The organism is Curtobacterium sp. 22159, assembly GCF_052045775.1.
In the GTDB taxonomy this organism is placed as follows: Bacteria; Actinomycetota; Actinomycetes; order Actinomycetales; family Microbacteriaceae; genus Curtobacterium.
On record NZ_JBQEPN010000008.1, the window covers coordinates 19,037 to 33,283 of the forward strand.

Consider the following 14,247-nt stretch of genomic DNA (forward strand, 5'->3'; position numbering starts at 1 on the left):
CGGCGGCTACTGCTTGATGAACTCGATCGAGAGCGGGTAGCGGTAGAACTGCCCGCGGTTCGCGGCGACGGCGGCCATGATCCCGAAGACCACGGTGAGGATGCCGATCACCGGGAGGAGCAGCGCGCCGATCAGGACGATGGTCAGCAAGCCCGCGACGACGTAGGCGATCCCCATCGTGATGTGGAAGTTGAGGGCCGCACGGGTGTGCTCGCGGATGAACTGCCCACGGTCGCGCAGCACGAGGTAGGCGACGAGCGGCGCCACGAAGTTGAAGAAGATGCCGCCGATGTGGGTGAGCGTGGCCCAGAGGCGCTGGTCCTCGGGGGTCATCGGCTGCGGCGGGGTGTACCCGGCGGGGTACTGCGGGCCGCCGGGCTGCTGTCCGTAGGTCATGCGGGCAGCGTATCGGCAGGCTGTGGAGAAGTCCCGGTCCGTCGGCGGTCGGGCGTAGGATCAGCAGTCGACACGTCCGAGTGCCAGAACGAGTGGAAGGGGTCCGGGTGGTCAGCGAACGCAGCGTCGAGGTCCTCAAGGCCATCGTGCGGGACTACGTCGCCTCCCGCGAACCGGTGGGCTCGAAGACGATCGTGGAGCGGCACGCCTTCGGGGTCAGCGCCGCGACGATCCGCAACGACATGGCGCAGCTCGAGGACGAACAGCTCATCGCGGCACCGCACACATCGTCCGGCCGGGTCCCCACCGACAAGGGGTACCGGGTGTTCGTCGACCACCTGGCCGGCGCGCGCCCGCTCTCGAGCGCACAGCGGCACGCCATCGAGACGTTCCTCGGGGCGCCGAACGACCTCGACGAGGTCCTCGGCCGCACGGTCCGGCTGCTCAGCCAGCTCACCAACCAGGTCGCGCTCGTGCAGTACCCGTCGATGGTCCGCGCCCGGGTGCAGCACATCGAGCTCGTGCGCCTCGGCGACAACCGGCTCATGGTGGTGCTCATCACGGACACCGCGCGGGTCGAGCAGCGGGTCGTCGAGACCGACGTGGTCCTCGACGAAGCGGGGCTCACCGAACTCCGGGCCGTGGTGAACGGTGCCACCGTCGGGCTCCTGCTGCAGGACGTCGCACCGGCGCTCCGGGCCGTCCCGCAGCAGATCCGCCCCGACGCCCAGCCGCTCGCCGGCGTGGTCGTGGCCACGCTCATCGAACAGCTCGCGGCGAACCGGCAGGACCGCCTCGTGATGGCCGGCGCGGCGAACCTCGCGAAGAGCGAACAGGACTTCTCCGGCGGCCTCTTCCCCGTGCTCGAGGCGATCGAGGAACAGGTCACCCTGCTCCGGCTGTTCGGCGAGATGCAGATCGACGACGGCGTCGCGGCCCGCATCGGTGTGGAGAACGCCGAGTACGGGCTCGACGCGACCAGCATCGTCGCCGGCGGCTACCTGGCCGGCGGCGAGGTCGCCCGGCTCGGGGTGCTCGGGCCGACCCGCATGGACTACGGCACGAACATGGCCGCCGTGCGCGCCGTCGCCCGGTACCTGTCCAAACTCCTGGGCGAACATTGATCCCGGCCCCGCACGCCTGAGCGGGTCGACCCGAGCGGGCGATCCGCGCCTCCAGGCCCACCGACGACCACCCGGACCACGGCGACCGCCGCTCCGGACCGACCGAACCGAAACCGACTGAGGGATACGTGGCAGACCACTACGACGTCCTCGGCGTCCAGCCGGACGCCTCCGATGCCGACATCAAGAAGGCGTACCGCCGTCTGGCGCGCGAACTGCACCCGGACGTGAACCCGAGCCCGGAAGCGGCAGAGCGCTTCAAGGAGGTGACGCACGCGTACGACGTGCTGAGCGACCCCGAACAGCGACGCCGGTACGACGCGGGCCCGCAGGCCGACAGCCCGTTCGGCGGCGCCGGCGGGTTCAGCGACATCTTCGACGCGTTCTTCGGCGGCGGGGGCGGTGGTGGCCGCGGCAACGGGCCCCGGAGCCGTGCCGAGCGCGGTCAGGACGCCCTGCTCCGGATCGACGTCGACCTCGACGAGGTCGTCTTCGGCACCCACAAGGACGTCGAGGTCGACACCGCCGTCCTGTGCGAGACGTGCGGCGGATCGTGCGCCGCGCCCGGCACCCACCCGCAGACGTGCGACATCTGCGGCGGCACCGGGCACATCCAGCGGCAGGTCCGGTCGCTGCTCGGCAACGTCGTGACCAGCGCACCGTGCGGCACCTGCCGCGGCTACGGAACGGTCATCCCGAACCCCTGCCCGACGTGCCAGGGGCAGGGACGCGTGCGTGCCCGGCGCACCGTGCCGGTCGACGTCCCCGCCGGCGTCGAGACCGGTCTGCGCCTGCAGATGCCCGGCCAGGGCGAGGTCGGACCGGCCGGCGGCCCCTCGGGCGACCTCTACCTCGAGATCCGGGTCCGTCACCACGACGTGTTCAGCCGCGACGGGGACGACCTCCTCGCCACGCTCGAGGTGCAGATGACCGATGCCATCCTGGGCACCACGGCGACGATCGACGGGCTCGACGGGCCCGTCGACCTCGAGATCCGCCCGGGCGTGCAGAGCGCGGACGTCCTCGTGATCAAGGACCGTGGCGTCACGAAGCTCCGCGGGAACGGTCGCGGTGACCTGCGGGTCGGCGTGCAGGTGGTGACGCCCACGAAGCTGTCGCACAAGGAACGCCAGCTCGTCGAACAGCTCGCGAAGTCGCACAAGGCCGCCAAGCCGCAGCTCGCCCGCTTCCAGCAGGGCATGTTCGGCAAGCTCCGCGACCGGTTCTTCAACTTCTGATGGCCTCGCTCTACCTCGTCGGGTCGCTCGACGGCGTCGCGGTCGGCGACACGGTCCCGCTCGACGGGGCGGAGGGGCGCCACGCGGTGTCCGTCGCCCGGGTCCGCGTGGGGGAGACCCTGCGGCTCGGCGACGGTCGGGGCACGGTGGTGACCGGCGCCGTCACGTCCCTCGGTCGAGACACGCTCACACTGTCGGTGTCGTCCGTGACCGTCGACGAACCACCGTCGCCCTCGCTCACCCTCGTGCAGGCGCTCGCGAAGGGCGGGCGCGACGAGATGGCGGTGCAGGCGGCGACGGAGATCGGCGTCGACCGCGTCGTCCCCTGGTCCGCGGCGCGCAGCGTCTCCCGGTGGGAGGGCGCGAAGGTCGACAAGGGCCGCGCGCGGTGGGCGTCGATCGCGCACGAGGCGTCGAAGCAGGCGATCCGCTCGCGGGTGCCCGTGGTCGACGAGCCCGTCACCACCGCCCAGCTGGCCGCCGCGGGAGCGGGTGGTCCGCGTGCCGTGCTCGTGCTGGACCCGGTCGGCGACGTGCGGTTGTCCGAGTGGGCACCGGCGGCCGACGTCGACGAGATCGTGCTCGTCGTCGGGCCCGAGGGCGGCATCGACCCGTCCGAGTTCGACCGGCTCGTCGCCGCGGGAGCGGTACGGGTGCGGCTCGGCGACACCGTGCTCCGGACCTCGACCGCGGGCCCGGCTGCGCTCGCGGTCCTCCAGACGCGCCTCGGACGCTGGTGACCAGCCGATCGGGAAGGCGGTGCGTCGGTGCCGCGTTCTACGATGGAGCAATGAGCACCAGCACGCCGAGCATCTTCTCCCGGATCATCGCGCGCGAGATCCCGGCCACCGTCGTCGCCGAGGACGACCGCGTGATCGCGATCGAGGACATCGCGCCGAAGGCGCCCGTCCACGTGCTCGTCATCCCCAAGACCGAGGAGTACGCGAACGTCACCGAGCTCGCCGCCGGCGACCCGGACCTCCTCGCCCACGTGGTCGCCACCGCGCAGCGCATCGCCGACGAGCGCGCCGGCGGCCAGTTCCGACTCGTCTTCAACACCGGCGAAGCCGCCGGTCAGACCGTGTTCCACGTGCACGCGCACGTACTCGCAGGTGAACTGCAGGAAGGCACCCTTGCCGGCTAACGAACCAGCTTCCTCCGCTCCCGAGACGACCGTCGACATCCAGGTCGACGGCATCGCGATGGTGCAGCTCCTCGGTCCGCAGGACCGGCTGCTGAAGACCGTCGAACGGCAGTACCCCGGCGTCCGTGTGCTCGTCCGCGGCAACGAGGTGTCACTGTCCGGACCGGAGCGCGACGTCAGCCGCGCGCACGCCCTCGTCGACGAACTCGTCGCGATGGTCAAGCGCGGCCAGGACATCGGCCCGTCCGACATCCCCGTCTCGGCACGCCTCCTCGACGAGGACCGCAAGCCGTCCGACACCTTCGGCACGCCGATCGTGTCGAGCCGCGGCAAGTCCGTCCGTCCGAAGACCGACGGGCAGCGCGCCTACGTCGACGCGATCGACGAGCACACCATCACGTTCGGCATCGGCCCGGCCGGTACCGGCAAGACGTACCTCGCCATGGCCAAGGCCGTGCAGGCACTCCAGCGGCGTGAGGTGAACCGCATCATCCTGACGCGCCCCGCGGTCGAGGCCGGCGAACGGCTCGGCTTCCTGCCCGGCACCCTCACCGACAAGATCGACCCCTACCTGCGACCGCTGTACGACGCCCTCAACGAGATGATGGACCCCGAGCTGGTCCCGAAGCTCCTGGCGGCCGGCACGGTCGAGGTCGCGCCCCTGGCCTACATGCGCGGCCGCACGCTCAACGACTCCTTCGTGATCCTCGACGAGGCGCAGAACACCACGCCCGAACAGATGAAGATGTTCCTGACGCGTCTGGGCTTCGGGTCGAAGATGGTCGTCACGGGCGACATCACGCAGGTCGACCTGCCCGGCAACCTGTCGGGCCTCCGGCTCGTGACCCGGATCCTCGACAAGGTCGACGACATCCACTTCGCCCGACTCGGCAGCGAAGACGTCGTGCGGCACACGCTCGTCGGTCGGATCGTCGACGCGTACACCGCGTACGACGAAGAACGCCTCGCCGAGCAGGCCGGCTACCGGCCGGGTGGTCGCGGGTCGGCTCCGACGCCGAACCCGGCGGGTGCCAACCGCGCAGAACGTCGTGGTCGCCCGCCCCAGGACCGCCGTTCCGCGCCCTGGCCCCACAACGATCCCCGAGGAGGGAACCGGTGAGCATCGAGCTCAACAACGAGTCCGGCGTCGAGGTCGACGAGGCAGCTATCCAGCGTCTCGCCGCCTTCGCGCTCGACGCGCTGCACGTCCACGCCGACGCGGAGCTCGCGATCGTGCTCGTGGACGAGGGGGCGATGGAGCAGCTGCACGTCCGGTGGATGGACGAGCCCGGGCCGACGGACGTCCTGAGCTTCCCGATGGACGAGCTCCGCCCGGGCACCGAGGACGACCCGACCCCCGCGGGGCTGCTCGGGGACATCGTGCTCTGCCCCCAGGTCGCCGAGGAGCAGGCGAAGACCGCCGGACACTCCACGACCGACGAGATGCTCCTGCTGACCTGCCACGGCATCCTGCACCTGCTCGGGTTCGACCACGCCGAACCGGACGAGAAGGCCGAGATGTTCGGGCTGCAGGGCGAGATCCTCAGCGCGTTCGCCGCGCAGCGCCGCGGGCGGTGACCTGATGCTGCTCGTCGCCGTCATGCTCGCGGTGGCGTTCGTGCTGGTCGTGCTCGGCGGCCTGCTCGCCGCCTCCGACGCCGCGCTGTCCGTCCTGTCCCGAGCCGACCTCGACGAGATCGCGCGGACGAGCAAGCACCGGCGTGCGATCGAGGCGGTCGGCGACGACGTCGGCGCACACGTGAACGCCCTCAACTTCTTCCGTGTCCTCGCGGAGACGGCCGCGGCCGTGCTCGTGACGATCGCGCTCGTGATGGTGTTCGACACCTGGTGGGTCGCCCTGATCGTCGCGGCGGCGATCATGACGGCCGTGTCGTTCGTCCTGGTCGGGTCGAGCCCCCGCAGCGTCGGTCGCGCGCACGCCGAGCGCCTCATCGGGACCACCGGCGGGATCGTCCGTGGCGTCCGCATCGTGCTCGGTCCGCTCGCCGGACTGCTCGTCGCCATCGGGGACCGCGTCACGCCCGGTCGTGGCCGGAGTGCGTCGACGGTCTCGAGCGAGGAGCAGCTGCTGTCGCTCGTCGACGAGGCGACCGAGAGCAACGTCCTCGAGCAGGACGACCGCGAACTGATCCACTCGGTCTTCGAGTTCAGCGACACCCTGGTGCGCGAGGTCATGGTGCCGCGCACCGACATGGTCACCGTCGACGGCGCGGACACCCTCGCCGCGGGCATGGAGCAGTTCCTCGCCGCCGGCGTCTCGCGGATGCCGGTGACGGGCAAGGACAGCGACGACGTCCTCGGGGTCCTGTACCTCCGCGACGTCTCGCGTGCGCTGTACGAGCGACCCGGGTCCGGTACCCGCTCCGTGACCACGCTGCTGCGCCCAGCCGAGTTCGTGCCCGAGTCGAAGGCGGCGGACGAGACCCTGCGGCACATGCAGGTGGCGAAGAACCACCTCGTCCTGGTCGTCGACGAGTACGGCGGGGTCGCCGGCCTCGTCACGATGGAAGACCTGATCGAGGAGCTCGTCGGGGACATCTCGGACGAGTACGACCGCGCCGTGGTCGACCGTGTCGAGGTCGAACCGGGTGTGTGGCGCATCTCCGCCCGCCTGCCGATCGACGAGCTCGGGGACCTGTTCGGGATCGAGCTCGAGGACGACGACGTGGACACCGCCGGCGGTCTGCTGACCAAGGAACTCGGTCACCTGGCCATCCGCGGCGACACCGTGACCGTGTCCGGCGTCGTGCTGACGGCCGACCGGGTGGAGGGCAAGCGCCGCCACCTCATCACCGTGCTCGCCGAGCGCACCCCCGAGCTCGCGGGCGTCGAGGACGCCTTCGACGACGCCGCTACCACCACGACGGGAACCACGAACGCATGACCGACACCACCCCCGCCGCCGAGGCCACGAGCGGCGAGCCGTACCGCGCCGGGTTCGTCTCGTTCGTGGGTCGTCCGAACGTCGGCAAGTCCACCCTCACGAACGCGCTCGTGGGTGAGAAGGTCGCGATCACCTCGTCGAAGCCGCAGACCACCCGTCGTGCGATCCGCGGCGTGGTCCACCGGCCGAACGGGCAGGTCGTCATCGTCGACACCCCGGGCGTGCACCGCCCCCGCACCCTGCTCGGCGAACGGCTCAACGACCTGGTGCAGTCCACGCTCGGCGACGTCGACGTCATCGGGTTCTGCGTCCCGGCCAACGAACCGATCGGCCCGGGGGACCGCTTCATCAACGAGACCCTCGACCAGTACCCGCGGGCGAAGAAGGTCGCGATCGTGACGAAGATCGACCGGACCCCGAAGGACAAGGTCGGCGAGCAGCTGCTCGCGGTGTCCCAGCTGCGCGACTGGGACTCCGTCATCCCGACGTCCGGCACGAAGGGGCTGCAACTCGAGGTGCTGCTCGACGAGATCACGAAGCTCCTGCCCGAGTCGCCGCAGCTGTACGACGCGTCGACGGTGACCGAGGAGACCGACGAGGACCGCATCGCCGAACTCATCCGCGAAGCCGCGCTCGAGGGCGTCCGTGACGAACTCCCGCACTCGCTCGCCGTCGCGATCGAGGACGTCGTCGAGCCCGACGAGGACGACGACCCGGACGGGCCGCTGCGGATCTTCGCGAACCTGTTCGTGGAGCGGGACAGTCAGAAGGCGATCGTGATCGGTCGCAAGGGTGAACGGCTGAAGGACGTCGGTTCGCGCGCTCGCGCCGAGATCGAGTCGCTGCTCGGCGGTCGGCACGTCTACCTGAACATCCGCGTGAAGGTCGCGAAGGAGTGGCAGCGCGACCCGAAGCAGCTCGGGCGCCTGGGGTTCTGACCCGACCACGGCCGGACGTCATTCGCGAGGCGGACGCGCACCGCGCCTCCTGGCCGTACCGTGGTGTGGTGTTCCGTCCCATGCTGCGCGCGCAGGTGATCGCCGACGTCCTCGTCGCCGTGGTCCTCGGCGGCCTGGTGCTCGTGGTGACGGCGCGGGGGATGGACTCGCCGCTCGCGCTCCTGACCGTGCTCGGGATGACCGGGGCGCTGGCGCTGCGGCGGCTCTCGCCGGGGTTCGCGCTCGGCACGGCGTGGGCGTTCGCCCTGTTCGAGATGGTGACCGGGCAGAACCCGGACCTGTCGAACGTGTTCATCGCCGCCGTCATGTACACGACGAGCGCGTACGGCACTCGGCGTGTGCGCCTCGCCGGGCTGGTGTCGGCGATCGTCGGGCCGGTGATCGCGGCGGCGTACCTCGGACTCGACGACTACCGGTCCCGGCTCGGGATCGAGACGGCGACGACACCGGCGCAGGAGTCCCTCAAGGTCGCGGTCTCCTACTTCGCGGTCGTGCTGCTCCTGCTCCTGCTGCCGTGGCTCGCCGGCCTGGTGCTGCGCACGCGGCGTTCGGCGAGCATGAGTCGCGAGGCCCAACTCCTCGCCGAGCGCGACGCCGCCCGAGCCGACCGCGCGGTCGCCGTCGAACAGGAGCGCGTGCGGATTGCCCGCGACATGCACGACATCGTCGCGCACTCGCTGGCGGTCGTCATCGCGCAGGCCGACGGCGCGCGGTACGCCCTCAAGGCGGATCCAGCCATCGCGGACGAGGCACTCGGGACGATCTCGAGCACCGCCCGGCGTGCGCTCGGCGACGTCCGCGAGCTGCTCGGCGCGCTCCGGCACGAGCAGGGCAGCGCCCCGACGCCCGAGATCGACGACATCGACCGTCTGGTGGGCGAGATGCGCGGAGTCGGGCTCGACGTGCGGGTGGAGCGCGAGGGCGACCCCGCCGACCTGCCCACCACGACCCAACTCGCCGTCTACCGCATCGTGCAGGAGAGCCTGACGAACGCGTGGAAGCACGGCGAACCCGGGACCCCGGTGCACGCCGCGCTCACGTACCGCCCAGACACGGTCGAGATCTCCGTCGTCAACCGCCGCGCCGACGACGGCACGCGCGGCCCGGGGACGGGCCACGGCCTCGTCGGGATGCGCGAGCGTGCCACGATGACCGGGGGCGCGATGACCGCGGGTCCGCGTGGGGACGACTTCGCGGTCGCCGTCCGGATGCCCGCCGTGCCCTCGACCGGCCAGATGCCCCGCGGGCTCGTCCCGACCGGCACCACGACCACCACCTCGACCCCGCAGGAGCGCCCCGGCCGATGAACGACACCCCGATCCGCGTCGCACTCGTCGACGACCAGGCCCTGTTCCGCACCGGCATCCGGATGCTCATCGACTCGCAGCCCGACCTGCAGTTCGTCGGTGAGGCCGGTGACGGTGCCGACGGGGTGGAACTGGTCCGACGGGGCCGACCGGACGTCGTGCTCATGGACGTCCGGATGCCCGTGATGGACGGGATCACCGCGACGTCGCGCATCGTCGAGGACAGCGGCACGGACGGCGCGAAGGTGCTCGTCCTCACGACGTTCGACTTCGACGAAGCGGCGGCGAAGGCGATCCGCGCCGGCGCCAGCGGCTTCGTGCTGAAGGACGCCGACCCCGAGTTCCTGCTCGCCGCCATCCGCACCGTCCACTCGGGCACGGCGGTGTTCGCGGCCTCCGCCACCCGTGAGCTCCTGCGCCGGTACGAGGACACGAGCGAGCAGGCGGCGACGGTCCCGCCCGCCTTCGCCGAGCTGACACCCCGGGAGCGCGAGATCTTCGACCTGGCCGCCCGGGGGTTCAGCAACAGCGAGATCGCCCAGCACGAGTACGTCAGTGAAGCCACGGTGAAGACCCACATCTCGCGTGTCCTCACGAAGCTCGAGCTGCGCGACCGGGTCCGGCTCGTCGTGTTCGCGCACCAGCACGGTCTCGTCTCCAAAGCCGACTGAGCGTCATCCGCTCGGATGACCCGCCCACAGCGATCCGAGCCGAGCGGACCATCCACAGCAACCGTCGGACCGACGCGCAGCAGGGTCGCCGAGCGAGATCGTGGACGCATGACCACCAGCCACGCACCGATCATCCGCCTCGACCACGTGTCCAAGCACTACGGCGACGCCGCCCGACGCGTGACGGCGCTCGACGACGTCAGCGTCGACATCGGAGCGGGGGAGTTCACGGCGGTGATGGGCCCGTCCGGCTCCGGCAAGTCCACGCTCATGCACGTCGCGGCGGGACTCGACGCGGTGTCCGCCGGCCGGATCCAGATCGACGGGGTCGACATCACCGGACTCGGCGACAAGGACCTCACCGAGCTCCGGCGTCGTCGGCTCGGGTTCGTGTTCCAGTCGTTCAACCTCGTCCCCACGCTCGACGTCGGGGAGAACATCCGGCTGCCGTTCCTGCTCGGCGGGCACAAGCCCTCGCGCGAGGAATCCGCGTGGATCGACCGCCTCGTCGAGATGCTCGGGCTCGGCAACCGTCTGTCGCACCGGCCGCACCAGCTCTCCGGCGGGCAGCAGCAGCGGGTCGCGATCGCCCGCGCGCTGGCCTCACGCCCGGCGGTGGTCGTCGCGGACGAACCGACCGGGGCGCTCGACTCCCTGACCGGGCGGGACGTCCTGCAGATCCTGCGGGGCGCGGTCTCCGACTGGGGGCAGAGCGTCGTGATGGTCACCCACGACCCCGTCGCCGCCGCCAACGCCGACCGGATCCTGTTCCTCGCCGACGGTCGCGTCGTGGACGACCGGCCCGCGATGGACGCCCCGTCGATCTCCGCCACGATGCTCGGGATGGAGGCCGCGGCGTGACCGGCATCCGCGCGTTCGCGCCCACCGTCCTCGTCGCTGCGCTCGGCTCGACGTTCGGGTCGGCGCTCGTCATCGCCCCGGGCATCGTCGCCGAGGCCCTGGGGGCCACCGGGTACGCCGACCTGCAACCCGTCCGGGCGATCCTGTCCGTGATCGGGTGGCTCTTCCTCGGGATCGCGCTGTACGTCGGAGCGATCGTCACCGCGAACACCTGCGCGACGGTGATCGCCGGGCAGACGCGGATCATCGCGCTGCAGCGCCTCGTCGGGGCGACCGGCGCGACGCTCCGCGGACGCATCACCCGGACCGGGCTGGTCGTCGGCGTGGTCGGCGGGCTCATCGGTGCCGTGGTGGGCACCGGGCTCTCGGCGCTCTTCGTCGTGGTCCTCCGGGGCAACGGGTTCCTGCCCGACACGGCGTACACGCTCGTGCCGTGGCAGCTCGTGCTCCCCGTGGTCGCGGTCGTCCTCGCCACCTGGGGCGCCTTCGCCGCGGGGTCGCGTCGGGTGCTCACGGTCACGCCGCTCGAAGCGCTCTCGTCGACCGTCGAGCCCAGCCACGACGACGTCCGGTCGGGCACGGCGCGCAAGGTCTGGGCGATCGTGCTGATGGCCGTCGGTGGCGCGCTCCTGCTCGTCGGACTCCTCCTCAGCACGGCGTCGCCGATGGCGGTGTTGCCCGCGGCGCTCGGCGGCTTCGTGTCGTTCGCCGGGGTCGCGGTCGGAGCGACCATCGTGATGCCGCCGGTGCTGCAGCTCATCGGACGGATCGGCTCCCGCGACCCCGTCGTCCTGCTCGCCGGTCGGAACGCCATGCGCGCACCGGGACGGTCCTCGCGAGCGACCATCGGACTCGTGATCGGGGTCACCCTGCTGGTCACGTTCGCGGTCGCCCTCGGCATCATGCAGCACGTGCTCGAAGCGCAGCTGCACGCGATGGACGACGGCACGATGACCGCCGAGATGATCCAGGGACAGCGGGACTTCTTCGTGCAGCTCAACGCCGTCGTCAGCGTGATCGTCGGGTTCTCCGCCGTGATCGCCGCCGTCGGGGTCGTGAACGCCCTCGCGCTCGGCGTGCTGCAGCGCCGCCGGGAACTCGGACTCCTGCGCGTGCTCGGGCTCACCGGCGCCCAGGTCCGTCGCATGATCGTCACCGAGGCCGTCCAGATGGTCGTGGCCGCGGTCGTGACCGGTCTCGTGCTCGGCACCTTCTACGGCTGGGTCGGCGGGCAGACCCTCCTGGGCTCCCTCGGCTTCGCCACGACCCCGGTGCTGCCGCCCCTGACGGTCGCGATCGTCGTGGTCGGCGCCCTCGTGCTCGCGGTGGCCTCGACCATCGCACCGGTCCGGCGCGCGATGCGCGTGCCGCCGACGGAGGCGCTGGCCGTGGACTGACAGCGGATCAGTGCTGCGCGACCAATGGTGGGCCTGGAGGCGCGGTGCGGGTTCCGCACGTGCCTCCAGGCCCACGACGTCACCGCCTGGCGACGCTGGTACACCAGTGCTACGGTGGTCGAGACATGTACTCGGCACTCCTCCTCCTTCGCTGCCGCGACGAGGCCTGACACAACGGCCCACCTCGTCGCGGAGTCCGTCGTGGCCGCTCACCACCAAGACGACGAAAGCGACGAAACGATGCAGAACACGCAGCGCCCCTCCGGGATGCCGATCCACAAGTACGTTCCCTTCCACGAGCAGATCCGCGTCGAACTCCCGGACCGCACCTGGCCGACGAAGCGCATCGAGCAGGCGCCGCGATGGTGTGCCGTCGACCTGCGTGACGGCAACCAGGCCCTCATCGACCCGATGGACTCCGAGCGCAAGCGCGCCATGTTCGACCTGCTCGTGCGCATGGGCTACAAGGAGATCGAGGTCGGGTTCCCGAGCGCGTCACAGACGGACTTCGACTTCGTCCGCTCCCTGATCGACGAGGGCGCGATCCCGGACGACGTCACGATCCAGGTGCTGACCCAGGCGCGCGAGCACCTCATCAACCGCACCTACGAGGCCATCGACGGCGCGAAGCAGGCCATCGTGCACCTGTACAACTCGACGTCGATCGTCCAGCGCGAGGTCGTCTTCCGGACCGACGTGCAGGGCGTCGTCGACATCGCGGTCGAGGGCGCGAAGCTGTGCAAGGCCGCCGAAGCCCGGCTGCAGCACGACACGCAGGTCTTCTACGAGTACTCGCCCGAGTCCTACACCGGCACCGAACTCGAGGTCGCGGTGCAGATCTGCAACGCCGTGCTCGAGGTCTTCGAGCCGACGCCCGGCCGCAAGGTCATCATCAACCTGCCCGCCACCGTCGAGATGGCGACGCCGAACGTCTACGCCGACTCGATCGAGTGGATGTCGCGACACCTCGCCCACCGTGAGGACGTCATCCTCTCCCTGCACCCCCACAACGACCGCGGGACGGCCGTCGCCGCAGCGGAGCTCGGCTACATGGCCGGCGCCGACCGCATCGAGGGCTGCCTGTTCGGCAACGGGGAGCGCACAGGCAACGTCGACCTGGTCGCCCTCGGCATGAACCTGTTCACGCAGGGCATCGACCCCCAGATCGACTTCTCCGACATCGACCAGATCAAGCGCACCGTCGAGTACTGCAACCAGCTGCCGGTGCCCGAGCGGCAGCCGTGGGCGGGCGACCTCGTCTACACGGCGTTCAGCGGCTCGCACCAGGACGCCATCAACAAGGGCTTCGACGCGATGAAGGCCAAGGCGTCCGCTGCGGGCAAGTCCGTCGACGAGATCGCGTGGGCGGTGCCGTACCTGCCGGTCGACCCGAAGGACATCGGCCGCTCGTACGAGGCCGTCATCCGCGTCAACTCGCAGTCGGGCAAGGGCGGCGTCGCGTACCTGCTCAAGACGGACCACGCGATCGACCTGCCCCGCAAGCTGCAGATCGAGTTCTCCGGCGTCGTGCAGCAGCACACCGATGCCGAGGGCGGGGAGTTCTCCTCCGAGCGGATCTGGGACCTCTTCCGCGACGAGTACCTGCCTGCGGAGGACGAGTCCGACAAGTGGGGCCGGTACGAGATCACGAAGACGGCGACCTCGTCCGACTTCGACGGCACGACGAAGCTCTCGGTCGCGATGCGCGTCGACGAGGGCTCCGTCTCGGCCGAGGCCGTCGGCACCGGTCCGATAGACGCGTTCCTCTCGGTGATGCGGGAGCAGGGCGTGGCCGTCACGCTGTACGACTACTCGGAGCACACGATGAGCGCGTCCGGCGATGCGAAGGCCGCGTCGTACGTCGAGCTCGACGTCGACGGCGTCCGGCTGTGGGGCGTGGGCATCGACGCGGACATCGCGACGGCGTCGCTGAAGGCGATCGTCTCGGCGGTGAACCGTGCGGTGCGTGCGGGTGCCGTCTCGGGCGCGTCGGAGCTGGTCTCGGCGTAGGTCCCGTCCGGCTCGCGGGCGTCCCGGGTCCTGGGGCGTCCCAGGTCCTGGGGCGTCCTGGGTCCGGGGCGGTCCTGGTCCGGGGGCGGTCCTGGTCGCACGACGTGCCGTGTTGCCCGGGGCGGGCGGCGTGTCGTGCGATCGGGGCGTCCGCGGGCGGCACGTCGTGCGACCGGAGCGGGCGGTCGGCGCCACCCCGGCGCCCGCTGTCGGTGCGCAGTGGGATGATCAGAGG

General features: G+C 71.0%; 14 protein-coding genes. 13 read left to right on the forward strand and 1 reads right to left on the reverse strand.

Annotated features, from left to right (window positions below; all coding sequences use genetic code 11):
* Positions 1-6: 6 nt before the first annotated feature.
* Positions 7-396, reverse strand: coding sequence for a DUF4870 domain-containing protein (locus ACTJKO_RS10635; protein ID WP_440688446.1), 390 nt, complete (start codon positions 394-396; stop codon positions 7-9).
* A 107-nt stretch (positions 397-503) separates the two neighbouring features.
* Between ACTJKO_RS10635 and hrcA the strand changes: the two genes are divergently transcribed.
* From hrcA to leuA, 13 genes are all read left to right on the forward strand, one after another.
* Complete coding sequence (gene hrcA, locus ACTJKO_RS10640) at positions 504-1,520, forward strand: heat-inducible transcriptional repressor HrcA (protein ID WP_440688448.1); 1,017 nt, start codon at positions 504-506, stop codon at positions 1,518-1,520.
* 128 nt (positions 1,521-1,648) lie between these two features.
* On the forward strand, positions 1,649-2,758 hold the full coding sequence (gene dnaJ / locus ACTJKO_RS10645; protein WP_440688450.1) for a molecular chaperone DnaJ: 1,110 nt from the start codon (positions 1,649-1,651) through the stop codon (positions 2,756-2,758).
* A complete protein-coding gene (locus ACTJKO_RS10650; protein ID WP_440688452.1) occupies positions 2,758-3,498 on the forward strand; it encodes a 16S rRNA (uracil(1498)-N(3))-methyltransferase in 741 nt (246 codons plus the stop codon). The genes dnaJ and ACTJKO_RS10650 overlap by 1 nt, the downstream gene beginning before the upstream one ends.
* Positions 3,499-3,548: 50 nt before the next feature.
* Positions 3,549-3,902 carry a histidine triad nucleotide-binding protein gene (locus tag ACTJKO_RS10655; protein WP_440688454.1) on the forward strand — a complete coding sequence of 118 codons (354 nt, stop codon included), beginning with the start codon at positions 3,549-3,551 and terminating at the stop codon, positions 3,900-3,902.
* 58 nt (positions 3,903-3,960) lie between these two features.
* Complete coding sequence (locus tag ACTJKO_RS10660) at positions 3,961-5,022, forward strand: PhoH family protein (RefSeq protein WP_440688733.1); 1,062 nt, start codon at positions 3,961-3,963, stop codon at positions 5,020-5,022.
* A complete protein-coding gene (gene ybeY, locus ACTJKO_RS10665) occupies positions 5,019-5,480 on the forward strand; it encodes an rRNA maturation RNase YbeY (RefSeq protein WP_440688456.1) in 462 nt (153 codons plus the stop codon). The genes ACTJKO_RS10660 and ybeY overlap by 4 nt, the downstream gene beginning before the upstream one ends.
* Positions 5,481-5,484: 4 nt before the next feature.
* Entirely contained in the window at positions 5,485-6,807 is a 1,323-nt protein-coding gene (locus tag ACTJKO_RS10670; RefSeq protein WP_440688458.1) for a hemolysin family protein, read from the forward strand.
* Positions 6,804-7,745 carry a GTPase Era gene (gene era, locus ACTJKO_RS10675; RefSeq protein ID WP_440688460.1) on the forward strand — a complete coding sequence of 314 codons (942 nt, stop codon included), beginning with the start codon at positions 6,804-6,806 and terminating at the stop codon, positions 7,743-7,745. Before ACTJKO_RS10670 ends, era begins: the two co-directional genes overlap by 4 nt.
* A 68-nt stretch (positions 7,746-7,813) precedes the next feature.
* Entirely contained in the window at positions 7,814-9,073 is a 1,260-nt protein-coding gene (locus ACTJKO_RS10680) for a sensor histidine kinase (RefSeq protein WP_440688462.1), read from the forward strand.
* On the forward strand, positions 9,070-9,744 hold the full coding sequence (locus tag ACTJKO_RS10685) for a response regulator (RefSeq protein WP_440688464.1): 675 nt from the start codon (positions 9,070-9,072) through the stop codon (positions 9,742-9,744). The genes ACTJKO_RS10680 and ACTJKO_RS10685 overlap by 4 nt, the downstream gene beginning before the upstream one ends.
* Positions 9,745-9,852: 108 nt before the next feature.
* Positions 9,853-10,605, forward strand: a complete 753-nt coding sequence (locus ACTJKO_RS10690; RefSeq protein ID WP_440688466.1) for an ABC transporter ATP-binding protein — start codon at positions 9,853-9,855, stop codon at positions 10,603-10,605.
* Positions 10,602-12,002, forward strand: coding sequence for an FtsX-like permease family protein (locus ACTJKO_RS10695; RefSeq protein ID WP_440688468.1), 1,401 nt, complete (start codon positions 10,602-10,604; stop codon positions 12,000-12,002). Before ACTJKO_RS10690 ends, ACTJKO_RS10695 begins: the two co-directional genes overlap by 4 nt.
* A 240-nt stretch (positions 12,003-12,242) precedes the next feature.
* Entirely contained in the window at positions 12,243-14,012 is a 1,770-nt protein-coding gene (gene leuA / locus ACTJKO_RS10700) for a 2-isopropylmalate synthase (RefSeq protein WP_440688470.1), read from the forward strand.
* Positions 14,013-14,247 lie beyond the last annotated feature (235 nt).

Excerpts from the sequence above, each read along its gene's own strand:
- ACTJKO_RS10635 (WP_440688446.1), bottom strand. The coding sequence starts at position 396 with ATGACCTACGGACAGCAGCCCGGCGGCCCGCAGTACCCCGCCGGGTAC.
- ACTJKO_RS10650 (WP_440688452.1), top strand. The coding sequence starts at position 2,758 with ATGGCCTCGCTCTACCTCGTCGGGTCGCTCGACGGCGTCGCGGTCGGC.
- ACTJKO_RS10655 (WP_440688454.1), top strand. The coding sequence starts at position 3,549 with ATGAGCACCAGCACGCCGAGCATCTTCTCCCGGATCATCGCGCGCGAG.
- ACTJKO_RS10660 (WP_440688733.1), top strand. The coding sequence starts at position 3,961 with ATGGTGCAGCTCCTCGGTCCGCAGGACCGGCTGCTGAAGACCGTCGAA.
- ACTJKO_RS10670 (WP_440688458.1), top strand. The coding sequence starts at position 5,485 with ATGCTGCTCGTCGCCGTCATGCTCGCGGTGGCGTTCGTGCTGGTCGTG.
- era (WP_440688460.1), top strand. The coding sequence starts at position 6,804 with ATGACCGACACCACCCCCGCCGCCGAGGCCACGAGCGGCGAGCCGTAC.
- ACTJKO_RS10685 (WP_440688464.1), top strand. The coding sequence starts at position 9,070 with ATGAACGACACCCCGATCCGCGTCGCACTCGTCGACGACCAGGCCCTG.
- ACTJKO_RS10690 (WP_440688466.1), top strand. The coding sequence starts at position 9,853 with ATGACCACCAGCCACGCACCGATCATCCGCCTCGACCACGTGTCCAAG.
- leuA (WP_440688470.1), top strand. The coding sequence starts at position 12,243 with ATGCAGAACACGCAGCGCCCCTCCGGGATGCCGATCCACAAGTACGTT.